Origin of the sequence: Tardiphaga sp. 619_E2_N8_4, from assembly GCF_051810905.1 — a bacterium.
GTDB classification, from domain to species: Bacteria; Pseudomonadota; Alphaproteobacteria; order Rhizobiales; family Xanthobacteraceae; genus Tardiphaga; species Tardiphaga robiniae.
Genome location: NZ_JBPWQJ010000001.1, coordinates 6,028,942 through 6,051,276, shown reverse-complemented (window position 1 = coordinate 6,051,276; position 22,335 = coordinate 6,028,942). Strand labels below are relative to the sequence as shown.

General features: G+C 62.0%; 24 protein-coding genes. 10 read left to right on the top strand and 14 right to left on the bottom strand.

Annotated features, from left to right (window positions below):
• Positions 1-56: 56 nt before the first annotated feature.
• The 7 genes from AB8A23_RS28740 to uvrC all read right to left on the bottom strand — a co-directional run bounded on the left by AB8A23_RS28740 (position 57) and on the right by uvrC (position 6,921).
• Positions 57-1,454: an MATE family efflux transporter gene (locus AB8A23_RS28740; RefSeq protein WP_439057352.1), complete on the bottom strand. Its 1,398-nt coding sequence runs from the start codon at positions 1,452-1,454 to the stop codon at positions 57-59.
• Positions 1,455-1,630: 176 nt separating this feature from the next.
• Positions 1,631-1,855, bottom strand: coding sequence for a hypothetical protein (locus AB8A23_RS28735; protein WP_184513794.1), 225 nt, complete (start codon positions 1,853-1,855; stop codon positions 1,631-1,633).
• Between the two features lie 449 nt (positions 1,856-2,304).
• A complete protein-coding gene (gene prmB, locus AB8A23_RS28730) occupies positions 2,305-3,342 on the bottom strand; it encodes a 50S ribosomal protein L3 N(5)-glutamine methyltransferase (RefSeq protein ID WP_439057351.1) in 1,038 nt (345 codons plus the stop codon).
• The gene (locus tag AB8A23_RS28725; protein WP_309947231.1) at positions 3,342-3,821 is read right to left on the bottom strand and encodes a molybdenum cofactor biosynthesis protein MoaE; all 480 of its coding nucleotides are present in this window, start codon (positions 3,819-3,821) and stop codon (positions 3,342-3,344) included. The genes prmB and AB8A23_RS28725 overlap by 1 nt, the downstream gene beginning before the upstream one ends.
• Before the next feature lie 25 nt (positions 3,822-3,846).
• Positions 3,847-4,098, bottom strand: coding sequence for a molybdopterin converting factor subunit 1 (gene moaD / locus AB8A23_RS28720; protein WP_068731149.1), 252 nt, complete (start codon positions 4,096-4,098; stop codon positions 3,847-3,849).
• Positions 4,095-4,706 (bottom strand): CDP-diacylglycerol--glycerol-3-phosphate 3-phosphatidyltransferase, encoded by a 612-nt coding sequence (gene pgsA, locus AB8A23_RS28715; RefSeq protein ID WP_089261825.1) that lies wholly within the window; start codon positions 4,704-4,706, stop codon positions 4,095-4,097. The genes moaD and pgsA overlap by 4 nt, the downstream gene beginning before the upstream one ends.
• Positions 4,707-4,827: 121 nt before the next feature.
• Positions 4,828-6,921 (bottom strand): excinuclease ABC subunit UvrC, encoded by a 2,094-nt coding sequence (uvrC, locus tag AB8A23_RS28710; protein WP_439057348.1) that lies wholly within the window; start codon positions 6,919-6,921, stop codon positions 4,828-4,830.
• 319 nt (positions 6,922-7,240) lie between these two features.
• Between uvrC and AB8A23_RS28705 the strand changes: the two genes are divergently transcribed.
• Entirely contained in the window at positions 7,241-7,861 is a 621-nt protein-coding gene (locus AB8A23_RS28705; RefSeq protein WP_068731146.1) for an outer membrane protein, read from the top strand.
• A gap of 137 nt (positions 7,862-7,998) precedes the next feature.
• Here the strand turns inward: AB8A23_RS28705 and AB8A23_RS28700 are convergent, their stop codons facing one another.
• From AB8A23_RS28700 to AB8A23_RS28685, 4 genes are all read right to left on the bottom strand, one after another.
• The gene (locus tag AB8A23_RS28700) at positions 7,999-8,214 is read right to left on the bottom strand and encodes a cold-shock protein (protein ID WP_068731145.1); all 216 of its coding nucleotides are present in this window, start codon (positions 8,212-8,214) and stop codon (positions 7,999-8,001) included.
• Positions 8,215-8,467: 253 nt separating this feature from the next.
• On the bottom strand, positions 8,468-9,328 hold the full coding sequence (locus AB8A23_RS28695) for a 23S rRNA (adenine(2030)-N(6))-methyltransferase RlmJ (protein ID WP_439057345.1): 861 nt from the start codon (positions 9,326-9,328) through the stop codon (positions 8,468-8,470).
• A gap of 32 nt (positions 9,329-9,360) precedes the next feature.
• Positions 9,361-10,047 carry a ribonuclease T2 family protein gene (locus AB8A23_RS28690; RefSeq protein WP_093759342.1) on the bottom strand — a complete coding sequence of 229 codons (687 nt, stop codon included), beginning with the start codon at positions 10,045-10,047 and terminating at the stop codon, positions 9,361-9,363.
• Between the two features lie 86 nt (positions 10,048-10,133).
• Positions 10,134-10,604 carry a hypothetical protein gene (locus tag AB8A23_RS28685; protein WP_089261833.1) on the bottom strand — a complete coding sequence of 157 codons (471 nt, stop codon included), beginning with the start codon at positions 10,602-10,604 and terminating at the stop codon, positions 10,134-10,136.
• A gap of 164 nt (positions 10,605-10,768) precedes the next feature.
• On the opposite strand from AB8A23_RS28685, the gene AB8A23_RS28680 reads away from it, so the two are divergent.
• The 3 genes from AB8A23_RS28680 to AB8A23_RS28670 all read left to right on the top strand — a co-directional run bounded on the left by AB8A23_RS28680 (position 10,769) and on the right by AB8A23_RS28670 (position 12,562).
• Positions 10,769-11,062: a hypothetical protein gene (locus AB8A23_RS28680; protein ID WP_068731365.1), complete on the top strand. Its 294-nt coding sequence runs from the start codon at positions 10,769-10,771 to the stop codon at positions 11,060-11,062.
• Positions 11,063-11,163: 101 nt separating this feature from the next.
• Positions 11,164-11,655: a DUF3617 domain-containing protein gene (locus AB8A23_RS28675; protein WP_439060431.1), complete on the top strand. Its 492-nt coding sequence runs from the start codon at positions 11,164-11,166 to the stop codon at positions 11,653-11,655.
• A 115-nt stretch (positions 11,656-11,770) separates the two neighbouring features.
• Complete coding sequence (locus AB8A23_RS28670; protein ID WP_439057342.1) at positions 11,771-12,562, top strand: thioesterase family protein; 792 nt, start codon at positions 11,771-11,773, stop codon at positions 12,560-12,562.
• A 4-nt stretch (positions 12,563-12,566) separates the two neighbouring features.
• Here AB8A23_RS28670 and AB8A23_RS28665 read toward each other — a convergent pair whose 3' ends face one another.
• A complete protein-coding gene (locus AB8A23_RS28665) occupies positions 12,567-12,773 on the bottom strand; it encodes a tautomerase family protein (RefSeq protein WP_093759344.1) in 207 nt (68 codons plus the stop codon).
• A gap of 39 nt (positions 12,774-12,812) precedes the next feature.
• Positions 12,813-14,441, bottom strand: a complete 1,629-nt coding sequence (gene hisS, locus AB8A23_RS28660) for a histidine--tRNA ligase (RefSeq protein ID WP_439057340.1) — start codon at positions 14,439-14,441, stop codon at positions 12,813-12,815.
• Positions 14,442-14,625: 184 nt separating this feature from the next.
• On the opposite strand from hisS, the gene AB8A23_RS28655 reads away from it, so the two are divergent.
• The 4 genes from AB8A23_RS28655 (at position 14,626) to AB8A23_RS28640 (ending at position 18,838) form a co-directional block, all read left to right on the top strand.
• Positions 14,626-15,219 carry a phage holin family protein gene (locus AB8A23_RS28655; protein ID WP_439057338.1) on the top strand — a complete coding sequence of 198 codons (594 nt, stop codon included), beginning with the start codon at positions 14,626-14,628 and terminating at the stop codon, positions 15,217-15,219.
• Positions 15,219-16,346: a YihY/virulence factor BrkB family protein gene (locus AB8A23_RS28650; protein ID WP_439057336.1), complete on the top strand. Its 1,128-nt coding sequence runs from the start codon at positions 15,219-15,221 to the stop codon at positions 16,344-16,346. Before AB8A23_RS28655 ends, AB8A23_RS28650 begins: the two co-directional genes overlap by 1 nt.
• Before the next feature lie 153 nt (positions 16,347-16,499).
• The gene (locus AB8A23_RS28645; protein ID WP_439057334.1) at positions 16,500-17,969 is read left to right on the top strand and encodes an EAL domain-containing protein; all 1,470 of its coding nucleotides are present in this window, start codon (positions 16,500-16,502) and stop codon (positions 17,967-17,969) included.
• A gap of 14 nt (positions 17,970-17,983) precedes the next feature.
• Entirely contained in the window at positions 17,984-18,838 is an 855-nt protein-coding gene (locus AB8A23_RS28640; protein ID WP_439057332.1) for a TIGR01459 family HAD-type hydrolase, read from the top strand.
• 1,174 nt (positions 18,839-20,012) lie between these two features.
• Here the strand turns inward: AB8A23_RS28640 and AB8A23_RS28635 are convergent.
• Positions 20,013-20,408, bottom strand: coding sequence for a response regulator (locus AB8A23_RS28635; protein WP_089263591.1), 396 nt, complete (start codon positions 20,406-20,408; stop codon positions 20,013-20,015).
• A 260-nt stretch (positions 20,409-20,668) separates the two neighbouring features.
• Here AB8A23_RS28635 and AB8A23_RS28630 point away from each other — a divergent pair, with 260 nt between their 5' ends.
• Together AB8A23_RS28630 and AB8A23_RS28625 are read left to right on the top strand one after the other, a co-directional pair.
• Positions 20,669-21,640 carry a bifunctional riboflavin kinase/FAD synthetase gene (locus AB8A23_RS28630; protein ID WP_093759349.1) on the top strand — a complete coding sequence of 324 codons (972 nt, stop codon included), beginning with the start codon at positions 20,669-20,671 and terminating at the stop codon, positions 21,638-21,640.
• On the top strand, positions 21,637-22,197 hold the full coding sequence (locus AB8A23_RS28625) for a sugar O-acetyltransferase (protein ID WP_439060430.1): 561 nt from the start codon (positions 21,637-21,639) through the stop codon (positions 22,195-22,197). Before AB8A23_RS28630 ends, AB8A23_RS28625 begins: the two co-directional genes overlap by 4 nt.
• The last annotated feature ends 138 nt before the right edge of the window (positions 22,198-22,335 follow it).

Genomic DNA, 22,335 nt, shown 5'->3' with positions numbered 1-22,335 from the left:
AGGCGCTTCAAGGCGACAAATGCCGCAGCCTTTCGAGGCTGCGGCATTTTTGTTTGTTAAGTCGCCGGTACGAGGCCGAGTTGCTCGCGCCGGGTCCAACGCCAGAGCATGACCGGTGCAACGACCGCGAGACCCGCTGCCAGCCCAATCCAGATGCCGACGCCGCCGAAGCCCAGCTTGAATGCGAACAGCAGGCTGAGACCCATGCCGAAGCCCCAATAGCCTAATGCGGCAAAGATCATCGGCACCCGCGTATCCTGCAATCCGCGCAGCATCCCTGCTGCGACCGACTGCGCGCCGTCCGCAATCTGGAACACCGCCGCACAAAACAGAAACGACATTGCCGTGTCGATGACGACGGCATTGGCGGGATTGCTCAGATCGATGAAGGCGCCAATCAGGAGACGCGGCGCAGCCAGCAACAACATGCTCATCGACGCCATGAATGCCACCGCAAGGCCAAATGCAGTCCATCCTGCTCGCGTGATGCCATCGCGATCCACGGCGCCTTTGGCCAATCCAACGCGGACAGTTGCCGCCTGGCTTAGTCCCATTGGCACCATGAAGGAGATCGATGCGATCTGGATCGCAATCGCATGCGCCGCGATGGCCGCCGTTCCAAACTGCCCCATCAGGAACACCGCCGCATTGAAGACGGTGATTTCGAATGCGAGCGTCGCGCCGATCGGCAGACCGATGCGCCATAGCTTTGCGAGGCGTGGCCAATCGGCGCGCCACCAGTTGCCGAACAAATGATAACGCCGAAACTTCGGATGCCATGCGACGACGAGTGCAAAGACAGTGAACAAAAAGACGTTCGACAGCGTGGTAGCAAGACCGGAGCCGCGCAAACCCATCTCCGGAAACCCGAGATGACCAAACACCAGAACACAGTTTGCAGCAGCATTGAACAGAATGGTGACGCCCGTCACCACCAGTGCCCAGAGTGGGCGTTGCACGGCGGCAACGAATGAGCGCAGCACGATGAAGCCTAGCGCGGGCAGGAAGCCCCATTGCAGCATATGCACGAAGCTCTGGGCGTCGGCAGCCGCCTGTGCCTCCTGACAGAACAGCAACAGGATCGCTTCGGTATGCCAGAGGAAGATCCATGCCGGCACTGAGACGATCAGCGCTGTCCACAAACCCTGCCGGAATGTTCGCCGGACATCGCGCACGGCATGCAGTTTGCGACCAATCGCTTCCGCCATCATCGGCGATGTCGCCGTAACGAGGCCGATGGCGAAAATCAGAAACGCGAAATAGAGATTCACGCCGAGCGCCGACGCAGCCAATGCCTCCGCGCTCACGCGGCCGAGAATGATTACGTCGGTCGTCGTCAGTGCGATCTGTGCCAGATTGGTCAGGATCAGCGGCCAGCCGAGCGCCAGCGTCGCTCGCAACTCGGTGAGCCATTGGTTGCGCGTGAGACTGCGACGTGATTCATTTGCGGACATTACGAGCTTGTAAGACGGGATGAACGGCTGTGAAACCCGTCAAACGTCAAAATGCGCGTAACACAGCTGAATCCATCCATATCTTCGCAAAGCATGCATCATTAAGCATCGTAGCGCCATCAGAGCAGGGCTCGGCAGACTGCACTGCGATCTCAGCGCAGCCTACTACGCCTCGCTCATGTCTTAAATCCTGCGGACTTGTCTTGGACCACCTTCACCCAAATCAATCGCTGGCCGGTAATGCCGCCCCTTTGCATTCCCCATTCGACGACCTTGGATATCGCAAAATCAAATCCCGTCCTTCCCGGAATTTGATCGTGGGCCGCAGACAATGCCTCGTCGAGCGTCGTACCGAGGCCTTCGAAGATGACTTCCGTGGGTCGTGGCTTGGCGTTCGACATCGTCGTCTCCGTCTTACCTATCGGCACGTGCCATCACGCACCCATCGTGCATTCGCAGTCTCGGCGGCGCACAAGGATGGATAGGTGCGCGGATAGCCTTTGACGGGATCGATTGCACAGACGGGATTCAAGTTGAAAATACATATGGGTCCAAGGCACATGCCTGGATGCAGAACGCGGGCATGGTCGAGCTTCGCCCAGCAAGCGTTCGAATAGGTCTGCCGTGATCCGTCCTTCTTCACAGCACAAACTGGTATGACATCGGTCGTACAAATCGATGCTTGTGCCCGCGCAGAGTCGGTAGCTGAAGCCGCGACGGTGAGACCAAAAAGAAAAATCCAGAATACGCGCATCTGCAAATCCTTCTGCCTAAAATCAATGGCTGAAGGATTGCACAACTATAGATTGAAAACAAGAATTTTGAGGCTGCCCTGCTTGCTGCGGCTCAACTAGCCGGCGCCGCGACCTTGCAGCGCAGCAGCGGACACCCAGAACACCTCGCCTTCGGAGTCTTCGGTGTCCAGCCAGATCAACGGCAGATCGGGAAAGGCTTCATCGACATTGGCGCGGCCGCGACCGATTTCACACAACAAACCGCCATGTGGATTCAGATGATCGCCAGCCTGTTCAATGATCTTCCTGACGATGTCGAGCCCATCATCGCCGCCATCGAAAGCCATGGCCGGTTCGGCCAGACATTCATCCGGCAAATCTGCCATGCCCTGCGCGTCGACATAAGGCGGATTGGTGATGATGAGATCGTAGCGGGTATCGCCGAGCGGTTCGAACAGATCGCCCTTGTAGAGCGTCAGCCGCTCATCGAGCCCGTAATCGATGACGTTGCGCATGGCGACGGCGAGCGCTGCGGGCGACAGATCGACGGCATCGACCTGCGCGTTGGGGAACGACTGGCTCGCCAGGATCGCGATGCAGCCGGAGCCGGTGCAGAGATCCAGCACGCTTTCGATGTCCATGGGATCGTCAATCAGCGATCCGCCTTCGCCGTCATCACCGCTGAAATGCGAATCCAGCAATTCGCCGATGAAAGACCGCGGCACGATGGTGCGCTCGTCCACATAGAACGGCAGGCCGCGCATATAGATCTTGTTGAGCAGATAGGCCGCCGGCTTACGCGTCGTCACGCGGCGATAAATGATGTCGAGGATCTGCTTGCCTTCGGCCGCAGTTACCCGCGCCATGGCGAAATTCTCGAACTGGTCGGGATGCAGATGCAGGACTTCGCAGACGATGAAGGCGGCTTCGGCCACGGGATCGGTGGTGCCGTGCGCAAAAGAGAGCCGGGCTTCGATGAAACGGCTGGTGGCGTAGCGCACATAATCGAGCAATGTCGCAAGCTCGCCCGCACCAACCTTCGGCAGAGTCGCCGTTGCGATCTTCTTCACGGAAGTCTTTGCCTTTGCAGGAGCCTTGCTCGCAGATTTCCTGACCACCTTCTTCGCGGTTGTCTGCACAGTCTTCTTTGCCATCAGTTTTTATCCCAGCGCGCCGCGGCGTCGTCATCGTCGGTCTTCGCAGCAATCCAGCTGCTGCCACCGGCGGTTTCCTCGCGCTTCCAGAACGGAGCATGCGCCTTGAGGTAATCCATCAGAAACTCGGCGGCCTGAAACGCGGCCTGGCGATGTGCCGACGCGGTTAGCACCACCATGATATTCTCGCCGGGCAGGATGCGGCCGACGCGATGAACGATTGTCACGCCTGTCAACGGCCAGCGTGTCATCGCTTCCTCGGCGTGGCGCGCAATCTCGGCTTCGGCCATGCCGGGATAGTGCTCCAGCGTCAGCGCCGTGGTCGCGTCGCCGCTGCCACTTAAGTTTTCTTGGCCGCGGCAGATGCCGCTGAATGTGACCACCGCGCCGATATCGGTCCGGCTCGCCGTCAGCGCGGCGATCTCGCTGGAGACGTCGAAATCGGCATCCTGGATGCGGATGGTCACGTTGGAGGTCATGAGGTCAACGCAGTCGTTGCTAGAATCAGCCGCCGGTCATCGGCGGGAAGAATGCAATCTCGCGGGCGCCAGCAATCACGGTGTCGGGCCGCACATGGGTATGGTCGATGGCGGCGCGGATCACTTTCGGTGTTTCGAACGCATAGGCATATTCGTCGCCGCGCGTGCTCAGCCATCCGATCAGATCGCCGACCGTGCGCACGGCTGCTGGCGGCTCGACCGTCTCTTCGGCCTTGCCGATGCGCTCGCGCACCCAGGCGAAGTAGACGACCTTCATGCATCCTCCGCAATGAGGTGGTGAATGCCAGCCCTGAAATAGTCGTAGCCCGTGTAAATGGTGACAAGCGCGGAAATCCAGAGCAGCAACAGGCCGAGCTGTGTCGTGATCGGGATCACCTGATCGCCGGCCTCACCGGCCAGCAGGAAGCCGATGGCGATCAACTGGGCCGTCGTCTTCCACTTCGCCACTCTGGAGACCGGGACGCTGACACGGAGTGCGGCGAGATATTCACGCAGGCCCGAGACCAGAATTTCGCGGCACAGGATCACAATGGCGGCCCACAGGGTCCAGCCATGGATGATGCCATCGGCCGCCAGCATCAGCAGGCAAGAGGCCACCAGCAGCTTGTCGGCGATCGGATCAAGCATCCGGCCGAAGGCCGATTGCTGATTCCAGATCCGGGCGTAATAGCCATCGAGAAAATCCGTGACCGCGGCGCCGATAAAGACGGCCAGCGCGACCCAGCGCAGCCATAGCGGGCCATCCATGATCGACTGCGAATAGATGCAGCCGACCACCACCGGAATGGCGGCAATGCGGGCCATGGTCAGGATATTTGGCAGGGACATCGCGGAATTCGCGGCCCGTCTCGTGGTCACTGTCATCCGTCTTACCAATACTGCCAGAGCGCAGAGGTCAACCGCCAGCGAAGCGGCGCGGCTTAGTTTACCGCAAAACTGCCCCAAGGCATGCGACAGCCAGATTACGTCTCGTCCATCTTTGCGGTCATCTGGCCACCGGCTGGGGGTGAAAAAAGTCGAAAATCTTGCGGGCGCTCTCGGCCGAGATGCCCGGAACCTTGCCGAGGTCGCCTACGGAGGCCCGCTCGATCTCTTTCAGCGTTCCGAAATGGTGCAGGAGTGCCCGCTTGCGGGTTGGGCCGATTCCCGGGATTTCCTGTAATCCGGCCTCGCGGATGTCCTTCTTGCGCAGCGTGCGGTGCGATCCGATGACGAACCGATGCGCCTCGTCGCGCAGCCGCTGGATAAAATACAGAACGGGGTCCCGGGGCTCCAATTTGATAGCCTCGCGGCCGGGAATGAACATGGTCTCGCGGCCGGCGTCGCGATCCGGCCCCTTGGCCACAGCCATCAGGGTCACATCGGTCAGTTTCAGCTCGTCGAATATCTCCTTGACTGCATTGAGCTGACCGCGGCCGCCATCGATGATGACGAGATCGGGCCATAGCGGCACGTCATCGTCTTTCGGCTTGGCCACCTCGCCCTCAACCGGCGGTGCCAGCAGCCGTTTGAAGCGGCGCTGCAGCACCTCCTTCATCATCCCGTAGTCGTCGCCGGGCGTGAGCCCCTCGGACTTGATGTTGAACTTACGGTACTGGTTCTTGATGAAGCCATCCGGCCCCGCCACGATCATGGCACCGACCGCATTGGTGCCCTGGATATGGCTATTGTCATAGACTTCGATGCGCTTCGGCACGGTGGCCATGCCCGCCATCTTCGACATGCCTTCCAGCAAACGCGTCTGCGTCGCCGTGTCGGCGAGCTTGCGGCCGAGCGCCTCGCGGGCATTGGTCAGCGCGTGGACGACCAGCTCCTTCTTTTCGCCGCGCTGCGGTGTCAGCACCTCGACCTTGAAACCTGCCTTGACGCCGAGCGCGCTGGCCAGCAGCTCGCTCTCCTCGATGGCATGCGACAACAGCACCATCTTCGGCGGCGGCTTGTCCTCGTAGAACTGCGCCAGGAACGAGCCGAGCACTTCCTCCGGCGTGTATGATTTTTCGGCCTTGGGGAAATAAGCGCGGTTGCCCCAGTTCTGGCCGGTGCGGAAGAAGAACACCTCGACACAGGAATAGCCGCCCTCCTGATGGATGGCGAAGACGTCGGCCTCCTCCACGGTGCGCGGATTGATGCCCTGCTGCGACTGGATTGCAGACAATGCCGCAAGACGGTCGCGATACAGCGCGGCGCGCTCGAAAGCGAGCTCATCCGACGCCTTCTCCATTTCACCAGCCAATAGCTGCTTCACGGCGCGGCTGCGACCGGACAGGAAGTCCTTCGCTTCACGCACCAGTTCGGTATAGCCGGGGAAATCGATCTCACCTGTGCAAGGACCCGAGCAGCGGCGGATTTGATACAGCAGACACGGACGCGTGCGGCTCTCGAAAAACGAATCCGTGCACGACCGCATCAGAAACGCGCGCTGCAGTGCCGTGATGGTGCGGTTGACCGCGCCCACCGACGCGAATGGACCGAAATAGCGGCCGGGCCGCGACTGCGCGCCGCGATGCTTCAATATCTGCGGCGCCCAGTGATCGCCCGAGATCAGAATATACGGAAAGGACTTGTCGTCGCGGAGCTGCACATTGAATCGCGGACGCAGCTGCTTGATGAGATTGGCCTCGAGCAACAGCGCCTCGGTCTCGGTCGCGGTCGAGATGATTTCCACCACCACGGTCGCCGCGATCATGCGTGCGATGCGCATCACCTGCCCGGTCGGCCTTGCATAGGACGACAACCGCTTCTTCACGTTCTTGGCCTTGCCGACATACAGCACGTCGTTGGCCGCATTCAGCATCCGGTAGACGCCGGGCGAAGTCGGGGCGTGGCGTACCGCATGTTCGATGGCCGCGCGGCCGAGCGCCAGCGGGCCCTCAGCGACCACGTCGCCGGAATCGTCATCGCCAGTATCCGGGAGCGCGCCGTCTTCCTCGTCGTCGGCCGCCGCGGGTTCCGGTTCGAGGTCGGGTGGCGCCTGCAAGGTGGACTGGGTGGCCTGCCCGGAACTAGGGCTGTCGGAACCTGGCTCTGCTGCGGGCTCGGATGATGTCTCGTGCAGCGGCTCGGTGGGGTCTTGAATCATGAGGTCAATTTAAGCGCTGTAGCGGGTCATCGCCAGCATTCGTGCGACCGGAAATGCCCTCGCAACGGCCGGTTTTCCGGCTGCTCGCGGCAGGCCACAGGATTTTGGCCGCCCGCCCCAGGAAATTCGCGGATTGCCAAAAGTAAGACTCTTTTAACGCCAATACGGCGCCGCAGCGGCCCGTTAAGGACCGCTTAATCTAAAACTCTCGATAAATCGTCTCGATAAAAGATGGAATTCCGTAACCCTAAGGCTTCGTTCGGCAGATCCCGAGCGCGCTCCCATGGGCCGGCAGTAACGCGTATTTTGGAGAGTTGAGATGAGTAAGTTTGCGTTCGCAGCAGTCGCCCTCGTGGCTGCAGGTGCGACAACAGCACATGCGGCGGACATGCCTTACCGGTCGCGCGCGCCCTATACCGTCGCGCAGCCGCTCAACGCCTATAGCTGGGCCGGCCCGTATCTCGGCGCCACTCTCGGTTACGAATGGGGCAGCGTCTCCAACACCGGTGCGAAGCCCTCGGGCATCGCCGGCGGCGTGACGGGCGGCTACAACTGGCAGAGCGGCAACATCGTGTTCGGTCTCGAAGGCGATCTGCAGGGCACTGGCGCAGATGACCGCTTCGCCACCTACAAGTTCTCGAACCCCTGGTTCGGCACCGCGCGCGGCCGCATCGGCTACGCCTTCAATAACGTATTGCTCTACGGCACCGCCGGCCTCTCCTTCGGCAGCCTCGAAGCCGAGCTCAACGGCCTGCAGCAGTCGCAGACTTCGGTCGGCTGGACCGCGGGTGTCGGCGCCGAAGTCGGCATCTACCAGAACTGGACCGCCAAGATCGAATATCTCTATGTCGATCTGTCCAAGAACACCTACACGCTCACCGGCACCGACAGCGCGCTCAGCTTCGGCACCGTGCGCATCGGCGTGAACTATCACTTCTAAGTCCGGCTCCAGACGCCTCGCGTCCGGACTTCGTCTTCAAGTACTTCATCTCCAAGTACAAGAAACCATCGCCATCCACTCCCGGCCGCGCTGCGGCCGGGATTTTTTTATGGCCCACTCCCAAGCTGGATCCGCCGCTATCCTGTGATGACCAGATTGACCGCTTTGGGGCCCTTGCCCTTCTTGTCGGGCTCGACCTCGAAGGTGATCCGCTGTCCTTCGATCAGGTCCTTCAGGCCAGCGCGCTCGACTGCGGTAATGTGCACAAACACGTCCCGTCCGCCATCGTCCGGCTTGATGAAGCCGTAGCCACGCTCGCCATTGAAAAACTTGACCGTACCGCTCATGCCCATCGGGTCCCTCCCCGCAATGCTCCGCCGCGGCGCTTTCGCGCTGCGACCGACCGGACATTCACTCCACGGAAGCTAGGCCTTGTTTCAATATCGATTTGGGCCACGTCACTCCGCCGCAACCATTCGCGGAAGCGGAACGTAAAGCCAGTCATAATGCCAGCAGCTTAATACGGTTCCGCCGGGATTGACTACCGTTTTTGGCGGCGCCGTTTGATAGTTGGAGTTTGCGTAGTTCAGCGCAGGCGGTGCGACGTCAGGGTTTGGCCGTCTCAAGCCGGAAGCGTCCAGCGCCGCCAAGGCCAAGCGGCTTCTCGAGCTGCGGCAGGATTTCCTTGAGCTCGGCAGCAAGCTTCCACGGCGGATTGACGATCAAAAGTCCCGTCGAGGTCAGCGGACCATCCGCCGTTTGCGGTGCAACGCTGAATTCGAGGCGCAGGCATTTACCAGGTGTAGCGGATGCAGCGGCCGTCGCGGCGACGTGCTGCGCTAGTTCGTCGGTGGCGCGGCGGCTCTTGGCGGGATACCACAGCATGTAAATGCCGGTCGCCCATTTGGCATAGACCTGCTCGAACACTGCAGCCATCCGCGCGAACTCGTTCTTGTCTTCATAGGGCGGATCGATCAGCACCACGCCGCGTCGTTCCTTCGGCGGCACATAGGCCGGCAGAGCGACCCAGCCGTCGATATCGACCACGCGGGCCTGCTCATCCCTGCGCAGCGCAGAGATCAGCTTCTTGCGCGCCGTGGGCTCGACTTCGCAGCACACCATGCTGTCCTGCGGCCGCATCAAGGCGCGCGCGATCAGCGGCGAGCCGGGATAGGCTTTGAGTTCGCGCGGCGCATTGAATGACCGGACGATGTCGAGATAGGGCGCGACCAGCGGCGCACTGGCTTCGCTGAACCGCGCCTGCAGGGCGCGCGCGATGCCGGTGGTCCATTCGCCGGAGCGCGTGGCTTCATCGCCGGTCAGGTCATAGAGCCCGGCGCCGGCATGACTGTCGATGACGCGGAACGGCGCCGGCTTCTCCTGCAGATGCGTCAGGATGCGGACCAGCACGATATGCTTGATGACATCGGCAAAGTTGCCGGCGTGAAAGGCGTGTCGATAATTCATGCGCCAGCAGTACGCTAGGAATGCCGGTTGAGCTAGCCGCCTCGCATCGGCGGCATCACCACCTGATCGCGGCGGCAGGCGCGGCGATCGATCTCCTCGCAAGCGCGGAACTGGAGATCCTTGCTCATGCAGACCCGGACCTCGGTCAGGCGGTTACGATCGCAGGTCACGGCGATGGCCGAATTACTGAGACCCGGATTGACCTTGATGAAGGCTTCCTCGATTGCGTCCGGCGCAATCGTCTTGGCCTGCTGCAGATCGAGAAATTCGTCGGGAATTTTGACGCCGGCGCGCGCCTTGCGGATGGCTTCGAAATAGGCGCGCTGGCCGAGGCCGGAGCAGGTGCCGTGCTTGTCCCATTCATTGAAGATCAGGCCGGGCGCCGGCATCAGGTCGAGCATCGACTGCATGATATTGCGTGCCAGCCGCGGGGCCGGACGCTCGCAGTAATTCGGGAAGCCGCGGTCATATTGCGGCCAGAGGCCATGAACCACGAAAGAGTAAGGCCGGCCACCGCATTGCATCTGGGCTGAGCGGTTGTTGCCGCCGCGCTCCTGGGCCGCCTCGCAGAAGCTCGGCGACCAAGACAGCGACAATACGTAGAAATCGAATTCGCCGGGCGCATTCTGCCGGCGGTCCTGGGCGGAGGCCGGATCGACGCTCAGCGCCGCGAGCGCCAGAAACCCAAGCGAAACGACAAATCGAAATGCCTGAAACATGACGCGCCCCACCCCTGAGAAGGGCAAACCTAATCAGGCATCAAGAACAATTCAAGAACAAAATGGGTTGGATCCTCAAACGAAGCTTAGTGCTTCGCCGCCCGGCAGCGCGGGTTGTAGGCCCAGTCGCGGTCGAGACCGACGACGCACCATTCCACGCCCTGGCCGTAACCGGCAAAGCCGCCATCCTCGATGATCGAGTAGTGCACCTGGCGCGTCTTGCCATCGGTCAGCATCGCGTCGGCGGTGCAGTAGCGGCGCGGAATGTTGTCGGAAGTCCAGGGGCGGAAGGCCGTCTCATGGACACGGCTAAAGCCGGTGATCTGCAGCGCCGAATTCCAGAAGGTGCTTTCCTTGTCCTGGAACTGGGACGAAATCGTCGAAAGGCCCGCCTCGCAATCCGCCAGACGGCCCTCGTAGTTCGGCCCGGACAGCCAGAAGTTCAGCTCGAGCAGGTTCGCAGCCTGTGCGCCCGGAGCCAAGGTCATAAGCCCGAGAACGGCGCCGGTAACGGCAGCCAGGACGGCTTTCTTCCAGGATGAAATGAGGTCGCGCATGGGGAATCCGCCGTCTGATGATTGTTCCCGGAACGTGCCGCGAAGCCCGTGCAGGGTCAAGTGCATCGCGGCCACACCCAGCGCACAACTCTGTCAGAACCCGGACGGCGTTCTTTTCAGCGTCGCCGATGCCCTCTAAGGTGCCCATAACGATGGAGACGGTGATGCGAATGATTCGGTTGGCGATTTTGGCTGCAGGTCTGAGCGGTGCGATCATGAGCAGCGCGGCCAAGGCCGACTGGGTGCCGCCATTCAAGGGCAATGACACCGGCGGCATCATCTCCACATCCCTGATCAGCCAGACCGACATTCGCGCCCTGGCGATCGATCATTGCGCGCGTTACGGCAAGGTCGTGAAATTCCTAAGCGCACCGCAGGAATATGGCGCCTACGTCTCGTTCGCCTGCCGCTGGGTGCCCTATGGGGCCTCGGATCGGCCGCTCCGCGTTCGCTACTGAACCTTTTTACGCGACACAGCGTCTCATCGGCTTGGGGAGAACCAGGCATGATGCGACGCTATGTTTCACTGTTGAATGTTTCCGTTTTGAGCGCGACTGCGATGTTGTGGGCAATCCCCGCCATCGCCGATCCCATCGAGTTGCCGGCACGCAAGGCCGGGCTCTGGGAAATGAAGATGCAGGGCAGCGCCGGGATGCCCGGCATGACGATGCAGCACTGCACGGACGAGACCACCGACAAGTTCATGAACACGACCTTCTCGCCGATGGCGAAGGATATGTGTTCGAAGAACGAGATGAAGAAGACCGCGACGGGCTATGTCACGGATTCGGTCTGCAATATCGGCGGCACCACCAGCACGTCGCATGCCGAGATCACCGGCGACTTCAACTCCGCCTATACGATGAAGATCACGTCGCAGAGCACTGGCGGCGCCAAGGCTAATACTGGTGACAACACCACGCAGCTGGAAGCCAAATGGCTCGGCGCCTGCAAGCCGGACCAGAAGCCCGGTGACATCATGATGCCCGGCGGCATGAAGATGAATGTCAAAGACATGGAGAAGATGAAGGGCATGCACCGGCCGCAATAGAGCCGCGCGCCCGCTGCGCCGATGTTTTCCACCGCTGCGTTCTCCGCTATAGATGATGGTAATCATCCCAATGGCGCGTTACGACGCCGGCGACAGGAAACATCAGGAACACGCAATGACCGAATTCACCGCATTGATGTCGTCCATGACGCGCTCCGGCGACGGCTGGGCCGTCAGCGTCAGCGACGACTGGCTACAGGGCCGTACCGTCTATGGCGGTCTGGCCGCGGCACTGTGCATGCAGGCTGCGCTCAATGAATTCGGTGCCGTGCCGCCGCTTCGCTCGGCGCAGATCGCCTTCGTCGGCCCGGCCCCCGGTCCATTGCAGTTGCGCACCAGCGTTCTGCGCAAGGGCAAATCGACACTGTTCGCCAGCGTCGATCTTGTCGGCGAAGCAGGCCTCGCGACCCGCGCCATGTTCTGCTTCGGCGCCGCGCGTGAATCGGCTTTTGCCCATGTGGAGACCGGGACGCCGGAACTGAAAGCACCGGAGCATTGCCCGGACTTCTTTCGCCTTGCGCCTCCGACGCTGCGTTTCCTGGAGCATATCGAAGGCCGGCATATGGGGGGCTCGATGCCGTTCAGCGGCAGCGAGGATCCGCAGATGATGCTATGGCTGCGCCACCGCGAGCCCGGCATCCAGCCGTCGCTGGTGGCGTTGCTGGCCTTGGCCGACGCGCCGCCGCCGGCAGCTTCCGTTCGATCCACAACGCCGTCGCCGATCAGCACGATGACCTGGTCGATCGACATGCTCACCGACGAGATCACCACCGATGACGGCTGGTGGCTGATCCGCAATGTCGCCGAGCAGATCGCCGGCGGTTATTCCAGCCAGGCGATGACGCTGTGGAATCGAAACGGCCGGCCCATCATGGCCAGCCGTCAGAATATTGCAGTGTTTGGATAGAGGCTTACTTCTTCGCCGCGGCGGCTGCGCGCTCGACGAAGGTCTGGCCACCCTTCATCTTATTGTTGAGCGGCGCTTCGTTGATCTGGATGACGACGGCGTCGGCAGTGACGCCGAGGTTCTTCACCAGCGCCTGGGTAATGTCGAGCATCATGCCCTTCTTCTGCTCGTCGGTGCGGCCGGCCGCCAGGTTGATCGTGATCTCAGGCATTGAAGTCTCCCATTGCTCTACCAATTGTTGGCGCGTGGATTAATTCCACTTCACGCCGTGCTTGTCGAGAATCTTACGGACCGCGCTGACGAGATCGTTTTCCGCGATCTTGGTCTGCGCATCTGCCTGCTTCTGCAGATAGGCCTCGCGATCGCCTTCCAGATCCGACAGTCCGGCACCGAGGATTAGATCCTTCAGCATCACTTCGCCGGTCGCCTTTTCGTCGGAGCCTTGAATGATCACACAGGGTGAATTGCGCCGGTCGGCATATTTCAGCTGGTTGCCCATGTTCTTGGGATTGCCGAGATAGAGTTCGGCGCGGATGCCGGCATTGCGCAGGCTCGCGACCATCTTCTGATAATCGGCGACACGGTCGCGATCGAAGACGGTCACAACCACCGGGCCGAAATCCGGTGTGGTATCGATCTTGCCGAGCAACGTCAGCGCCGCCTGCAGACGCGAAACGCCGATCGAGAAGCCGGTGGCCGGAACAAGCTCGCCGCGGAAACGCGACACGAGACCGTCATAGCGACCACCGCCGCCGACCGAACCGAAGCGCACGGGACGCCCCTTTTCGTCTTTGGTTTCAAGTGTGAGCTCAACTTCGTAGACGGGACCGGTGTAGTATTCGAGGCCGCGGACAACCGAGGGATCGATGCGAATCTGATCTTCGGTATAGCCTGCCGCACGCGTCAAATCGGCAATCGCCGAAAGCTCGTCGAGCCCCTGGCCAGCGATAGCGCTACCGCCAAATTTCTCTTTCAGATTCTCCAGAGTCTTTTGATTGTTCAGACGATAACTGCCTGCGCTCGTACCATCGGTATGAACAAATGGCATCGGCTTTCCACGGTCCGTCGGCTGTTCTTTTCCGACATACTCAAGCGGCAGAAACTGCTGCGACATCGCATAGTCGATGACTGGCTGCATTTGCTCTTCGCTGAGCCCTGCGCCCTTGGCGAAATCGCCTTTGCCTTCCTCGCCGCCGTCCCAGCGACCGGGGCCGAGCAGCTTCCTGATTTCGTCGACCGGAAACTTGTCCATCTTGTCGATGGCGCGCAGCACCGTGAGGCGGCGTCCGGCGTTCTCGTCACCGCCGAGGCCGATACTCTCCATCACACCATCAAGCACCTTGCGATTGTTGACACGCACCACATAGCTTCCGCGCGGAATGCCAAGCGCTTCCATCGCATCCGCCGCCATCATGCACATCTCGGCATCGGCTGCCGGCGAGCCTGAGCCAACGGTGTCGGCGTCGAATTGCATGAACTGGCGGAAGCGGCCGGGGCCCGGCTTCTCGTTGCGATAGACGTAACCTGCACGGTAGCTGCGATACGGCTTCGGCAGCGCGTCCCAATGCTCGGCGACGTAGCGCGCCAATGGCGCGGTCAGGTCGTAGCGCAGCGAGATCCACTGCTCGTCGTCGTCCTGAAACGAGAACACGCCTTCATTGGGCCGATCCTGGTCCGGCAGGAATTTGCCGAGCGCATCGGTGAATTCCATGGTCGGGGTCTCGACCGGCTCGAAGCCGTAGCGCTCATAGACCTCGCGGATGGTGTCGGTCATGCGCCGGGTGGCGGCGATATCAGCCGGTCCGCGGTCGCCAAGGCCGCGCGGCAGACGCGCACGCAGTTTCTGGGTTTTTTTGGGCTTTTCAGACTTTTCGCTCATAGCGGCGTGGTACCAGCGCAGGCAGGAACCGGCAAGCGTTCGGCCCCGCGATCACCTGAGGTTGGCCATGCGCGACGCCACAAGGTTCGCCACGGCGGAACCTTCGTCATGCCTCCCCGTTCAATTTCAAATGCCGGTCGCCGCAACATTCATATTTTGGCCGGCGGAGAACGAGGCTTTCCATATGCCACCGCTCGCAAGCGCCCTGCTACAAACAGGGCTGGCGCTCAAGCTCAATCAGGTCAAGCGCGCCACATCGTCCTATATCCGTGACCGCAGCGAGCAGACCCAGGGCATCGCGGTGTCTTATGCGGTCGCTGCCGGACTTTATGCTGCCGCAGGCGTCTTTCTGATCGCCACCTTACTGGTGGGCGCCACCGCGCTGTTTCGCTGGGTCGAACTGCGCTACGGGCTGTTTCAGGCCTTTGGCGCAACCGGCGGATTGCTGCTGGTGCTCGCTGCGCTCTTCGCCATACTCGCGGCGAGTCGCTTGAAGCGCCCCACGAAACAGTTTCCGAGTCTGGGCAGCCGACTGCGCGTCGCGATCAATGCGAGCCCCGGCAAGCATGAGCAGGTCACATCGGCCGCACCGCATCGCGCACCCGCGCCGAACGAATTCAGGCCGAGCACACGCTCCGCACAGCCCCTGCCAAATAATGGCCCCGTCAAAGCCGGCCTCGTTCTGGCCGCGACGCTTGCCGGCTGGGCCTTTGCGAGGCGCCGCAGCCTTGCGCAGCCAGCCCCTGCCCGCAGACCCGCGAGCAAAGCGAACGCCTGATGGTCGTCCGCCGATCCGACACGGACAGTCTGCTGCTGGTCGCAGCGACGACCTTCGCGGTGCTCGCGTTGCAGAGCTTTTTCTCGACGCGCACGGTAGAGAGGTCCGTTGTCGATGAGCCGCAACCGATCGGCGACACCGACGTCCCGCCACCACAGACATTCACCCGCGAACTCGCCCAGTCCGGCCGCGGGCGCCATTCGTCCAGTCCGCTGCAGATTCCATGGACCGGCTGGAAGGACGTGCTGTGGCGGACCTATGAGCAAATCAATGAGGACCGGTTGCTGGCGATTGCGGCCGGGGTCGTGTTTTTCGGCCTGCTCGCCGTGTTTCCGGCCATCACCGCACTGGTCTCCTGCTACGGGCTGTTTGCCGATGCTTCCACGATTTCGGACAACCTGCAGACGCTGGCGCTGATGCTGCCGGATGGCTCGTTCCAGATCGTGCAGGACCAGATCGCGCGCGTGCTCGCCAATGGCCAGGCCAAACTCGGCCTCACCTTCCTGTTCGGCCTTGCGCTGGCGCTGTGGAGCGCCAATGCCGGCGTGAAGGCCGTGATCGACGCGCTCAATGTCGTCTATGGCGAGCGCGAGAAGCGCAGCTTCATCAGGCTCAATATGCTCTCACTCACTTTCACCGCCGGTGCCATCGCCGCGCTCCTTCTCATGGTCAGCGCCGTCGTTGCGCTGCCGCTGACGCTGGACCGGATCGGTCTCGCGACCGACAGCAAGACGATCATCAGCCTCTCCCGCTGGCCGCTGCTGCTGCTGGTGGTCGTGCTGGCGCTTGGCATTCTCTACCGCTTCGGCCCGAGCCGCCCCGGCGCGCGCTGGGAATGGCTCAGCATCGGTACCCTCGCCGCTGCCCTGCTCTGGCTTGCCGGCTCGGCGCTGCTGTCCTGGTATCTGTCCAATTTCGGCAATTACAGCGCCACATACGGCTCGCTCGGCGCCGCCATCGGCCTGATGATGTGGATGTGGATGTCCGCGATCATCGTTCTGTGCGGGGCCGAGCTGAATTCCGAGATCGAGCACCAGACCGCCGTGGATACCACCGTCGGACCGGGACGACCGATGGGCGCACGTGGCGCCGCCATGGCCGATACGCTCGGCCGCGCCAGCACCTGAGGTGCAAAAGCACCGGTGGGCAAGTTCTCCCAGCCCTGCTTTCCGAATCAACAATAATGCTAAGGTTGGCCGGGTACTTAGCGCCGGGAGCGCTCGCGGCCGGACCTTTGTCGTGCCGTGCAGGAGTTTGGATTTGAGGATGTTGCGCGCGTTATGATCCGCATCTCCACGATTTTTGTCGGCATTTGCATGGTGCTGGTCTCAGCTTCGCTTGGCCTGGTGCTGTATGCAATCGCCGGCATCAGCGGCTACGAATCGGCCATCGTCGCACTGACGGCGCTTACCGTGATGATCCTCTACAATGCGGTGTCGATGCGCATCAAAGACCGCAACGAATCCACCGGTCAGATCACCGATCTGTCGCGCGGCACTGCCGACCTCGCCCGGCAGGTCGCCGAATTCGGCCGCCGCCTCGCGGTGGTCGAGAGCAAGATCGCATCCGCCGGCACAGCCAATCAGGACCGTATCCAGACCGTCGCCGGCGAGATCGGCGAATTGGGCGCGCTGGTGAAGCAACTCGCTACATCGGTCGCCACCCACGAGGACATGCTGACGGCGATGCCAGCGACGGCGACCGCGTCTGCCGCCATCGCGCCGCCATCGCCACCGGTCAAACCCGCGACCGCTGCCGATGTGCCGCTCGCTGTCGAGGTCGCCGAAGACACCGTGACGCCGACGGCGCCTGCCATCATCGTCAGGCCGGAGGCAAAGCCGGCGCGCGATAATGCGCAGTTCACCGCCATGGTGAAGGATGCCATCGCCGACAACCGTATCGACATCTATCTGCAGCCGATGGTTACGCTGCCGCAGCGCAAGGTGCGCTTCTACGAGGCGATGACGCGGCTGCGCGACGACAAGGATCAGGTGATCACCGCCGACGAGTTCATCGGCCCCGCAGAAGCCGCGGGCCTGATGGGTCAGATCGATCACATCGTGCTGCTGCGCTGCATGCAGGTGCTGCGCCGCCTGATGGTGCGCAACAAGGATGTCGGCGTGTTCTGCAACATGGCTGGCGCGACCCTGTCGAATGCCGAGACCTTCGCGCAATGCATCGACTTCCTCGAGGCCAACCGCGCGCTGGCGCCATCCTTCGTGCTGGAATTCAAGCAGAACGTGTTTCGCAATCTCGGCCCGATCGAGAGCGAGCATCTCGCCGCCCTCGCCCAGCGCGGCTACCGCTTCTCCATCGATCACGTCACGGATTTGCGGATCGAGCCCCGCGACCTCGCCGATCGCGGCGTGCGCTTTATCAAGGTACCGGCAGCACTCCTGCTCGACCCCAAGCAGACGTCGAATTCCGACATTCACCCCGCCGATCTCTCCGACCTGCTCGGCCGGTTCGGAATCGACCTGATCGCCGAGCGAATCGAGGGCGAGCGGGCCGTGGTCGACCTGCTCGACTTCGACGTCCGGTTCGGGCAAGGCTTCCTGTTCGCGGCGCCCCGCCCGCTCAGGCCGGAAACGCCGGCCAATGGCGGTGCGCCAAATCCCTCCGCCAAGGACCCCGCAAAGGCGCCCACAGATGGCCTAGCGAGATCCGCCCCAACCACGCCTGCGCGGCCTGAGCCGCCGCGCTCCACCGGCAATGCCGCGCTGGCGCGCCGCGCCACCGGCCCGAACTGATCGGCCCTCAATTCATGACCACACTGCGTTTCGTCGAGCGCTTGCGCGACCTCACCGGACATGTCGACATCGTCCTCAGCGACATCTGGGGCGTCGTCCATAACGGCCTCGAGTCCTTCCCCGAAGCCTGCGAGGCGTTGCATACGTTTCGCGCCAAGGGCGGCACGGTGATCATGATCACCAATGCGCCGCGCCCCGCCGACTCCGTGCAGCGGCAGCTCCGCAAGCTCGGCGTCGCTGACGACACCTATGACGCCATTGTCTCGTCCGGCGACCTGACGCGCAATTTCGTCGCCGGCCGGCCGGGTCAGGCGATGTATCTGATCGGGCCGGACCGCGACAGTTCGATCCATCGCGGCCTCGATGTGAAGCTCACCCAGCTCGAACAGGCCGACTACATCGTCTGCAGCGGATTGTTCGACGACGAGACCGAATCCGCCGACGACTATCGCGACATGATGAGCCAGGCGCTGGCGCGCAAGCTGACGCTCGTATGCGCCAATCCCGACATCATCGTCGAGCGCGGCGACCGCTTGATCTATTGCGCCGGCGCGGTCGCTGAACTCTATCGCGAGATGGGCGGCGAGGTGATCTTCTACGGCAAGCCGCATCGGCCGATCTACGATCAGGCCATGGCGCTGGCCAAGGCGAAGCGCGGCCAGGACACGGCGCTGGATCGCGTGCTGGCCATCGGCGATTCCGTGCGCACCGATCTGACCGGCGCGCATGCTTATGGCATCGACCTGCTGTTCGTCACCCGCGGCATCCATGCCGGCGACTTCGAAGGCATCGAACAGATGGGCGCCTCGGAAGTGAAGGAACTGTTCGGCCATCCACCGAAGGCGCTGATGCGCGAATTGAAGTGGTGAGCTGAGGCGACTTCTCCCTCCCTCAAGCGCGGCGAAGCCGCGCGCAGCGGGGAGGGTGGCGCATTTGAGAGCGAAGCGAACAAACGTGACGGGTGGGGTGCCCCACGTGAGGGCGTCGCTCGTGGCACCCCCACCCCGGTCTCCACTTCGTCGATGCTGCGCATCGCCTCGCTCGGCCGACCCTCCCCACTGCGCGGCTTCGCCGCTTGAGGGAGGGATATCGCGACCGCCTGCGCGTCTCAGCGTCTTCAACTGTCAAACAGCCCTGCTCTTCAGACATGCGTCATCGCCCCCATTATTTACGGCGCGGGGGCGCCGTCGTGGTTTGCATTCCCACCCTCTTGTGAGAGGGCGTGCGGAACGCCGGGTGCCCGTTGCACCCTTGGGCCTGATGCGAATGCGGTCTTCCGCAGGTTAGTGTGCATCAGGACTTTCGGAGGCGTCAGGCAAGTGCCCGACGTTCCGCATACGGTGTTTTTTCGGTTGCCTGCACATCTGCCATGGCGAACGGTCCCATCACCAAAATTAATGTCCCAGGGCGGAGGGACAGGGTAGCCGCAAAGCACTTGGCCGAACGCGTTTCGATTTGGTCGTCCGTCACACTGTCCAGGGGGTTGTCCATCTCAAGGTCGGCCGTCTCCTTGCCAGTGGCAGTGCTGGCGCAGATCCGTCCTGCCCGAAGACAGACGTCACCCCCAAACCGCGTAACGCCGCATCTCCGGCGTCCACCGCATCCCACCCCGCGAACGTGACGATCGCGATCGCCCCTCTCGGTGGGGCAGGACGGAGGGGAATATAAACCCGATGGGGATGTTGTCAACGGAGAATAGGAAAAAATGTTTAGGCGCTGTCTTCCCGCCCCAAACTGTCATTCCGGGTCGCGAGCGCGCCTTCGCGCACGCGAACCCGGAATCCCAGCATGAGAGTCTCTGGTCAGCGCCAAACACTTCGAGATTCCGGGTTCGCACTACGCGGCTGCGCCGCTTCGTGCGCCCCGGAATGACGAGTGTGGATCGAGATTCCCCGCCACTCGAATTGGAGTGGCTGAAGTTCGCCTGCGTGTGACGTCGTCGCATTCCGACGTCCCGGAATGACCGGGCGAGCCGAAACGCAAAATGCCCGGCACGAGGCCGGGCATTGCGAAATTCGAAAGCTCTGAGCGAAGCTGCGCGGCTTACGCCGGCACGGTGTCCGGGAACACGGCTTCGATCTTGGTCTTCAGCGTCGCCGCGTTGAACGGCTTGACGATGTAGTTGTTCACGCCGGCCTTCTTGGCGGCAATCACGTTCTCGGTCTTGGATTCTGCCGTGATCATGATGAAAGGGGTCTGCGACAGGTTGGGATCGGCGCGGACTTCCTTGAGCAGGTCGTAGCCCGTCATCGGCTCCATGTTCCAGTCGGAAATCACGAGGCCATACTTCTTGGTGCGCATCTTTTCCAGCGCCATCGAACCATCGCTGGCATCGTCGATGTGTTCGAAACCAAGCTGCTTCAGAAGATTGCGAATGATGCGGATCATGGTGTTGTAATCGTCCACCACCAGCACCGTCATCGACAAATCAACCGCCATCTTCATTCCCCCTGAGGCACGATACGCAAATGCAAAAGATGATATTTGCCGTCAGGCAAACCGTTCCAACCGGGATTGGCGAGTATTGCTGTCCGCGGCTTGGGGCAAGAATTAGCAGGGTGGGTTAAATTTCCAGTTAACCGCCCCATGGCGCGAAATTCGTCAAATTCGAGAAGAAAGCCGATTTTACCTTCGCTTGACTTCGACGTGGTGGGCGCGCCACGGTCCCTCACCCGCCAAAACCACCAACGAATCCAATCATGACGACTGCTTTCAGCGTGATCCGCGACACAACGCCCGCCAATGCCATCCCGCGCGGATGCGTCGTGGCAATGGGTAATTTCGACGGCGTCCATCTCGGCCACCGCGCCGTCATCGGTGCTGCGTTACGCATGGCGGAACTGCATAAAACAAGCGCTTTGGCGGTGACCTTCGAGCCGCATCCGCGCAGTTTCTTCAGCCCGAACACACCGCAGTTCCGGCTCTCCGACGAAGCCGCCAAGCTGCGCCTGCTGGCAGGAACCGGCCTGGCCGGCGCCGTCGTCATGACCTTCGACAAGGGACGCGCCAGCACCACGGCGCAAGACTTCATTCACCACGATCTCATTGAGCGTCTCGGCATCAGCGGCATCGCCGTCGGCTACGACTTTCATTTCGGCAAAGGCCGCGTCGGTTCGCCCAGCCTGCTGGCCAACGAAGCGCCGCGCCTCGGCATCGAGGTCGACATCCAGCCGCATGTCGATATCGATGAGCGCCCGGTGTCTTCGACGGCCATCCGCATGGCCTTGGCCGAGGGCCAGGTGACCGAGGCCACGGAGATGCTGAACGGGCCGTGGTTCATCACCGGCGAAGTGATCCACGGCAAAAAGCTCGGCCGCGACCTTGGCTATCCCACCGCCAATATCCGCCTGAATAACAATTGCGGCCTCAAGCACGGCATCTACGCCGTGCGGGTCGGCCGCGGAAACGAGCGCTTCGACGGCGTTGCATCCTTTGGCCGCCGCCCGACCTTCGATAACGGCGCGCCTTTGCTCGAAGTGTTCCTGTTCGACTTCAAGGGCGACCTTTACGGCCAGGCACTGGACGTCGCCTTCATTGCCTTCATCCGCGATGAAATGAAATTCGAGGGCATCGAACCCCTGATCCGCCAGATGGACGACGACAGCGCCAAAGCGCGGGCCGCGCTGGCGGCTGCGCCGGATGCGTTTCCGAAACTGGGAGACATCGACTGACCAGGACCGAAAAGCAGAAAATGCTGGCCGGCGAACTCTATCGTCCCGGCAGCCCCGAGCTGGTCGCTGACGAGAAGGCCAACAAGGCCTGGCTCGCGAAATACAACGCGCAACTGGACCGGCCTGTCGCCGAACGACGGACGCTGCTCGCCGAGCATTTCGGCAACGTCGGCGCCGACTGCGTGATCCGGCCGCCGTTCTTCTGCGACTACGGCTACAACATCCATCTCGGCGACAATGTTTTCCTGAATTTCAACTGCGTGATCCTGGACATCGTCGAGGTCACCATCGGCGACCGCACCCAAATCGGCCCGGCTGTGCAGATCTACGCTGCGGACCATCCGCGGGACGCCGAGACCCGCCGCAGCGGGCTGGAATTCGGCCGGCCGGTCAAAATCGGTGCCGATGTCTGGATCGGCGGCGGGGCCATTATCGTGCCCGGTGTCACCATCGGTGACGGCGCCGTGATCGGGGCCGGCAGTGTCGTAACCCGGGACGTTCCGGACGGCGCCACCGTGGCCGGCAATCCGGCCCGGTCGATTGGCAAACGGGGCTAATCCGACCCTTTGCGATCGTCTCCCCGGCTGCTATTGAGTGCCGGATGTCTGCACGGCGCCCCATCATAAGCATTATCGGCCCGGCTTCCGCCTGAGCTTTGCTCGGCGCAAGACCGGGACCGTCCAGTTTCATCGCGT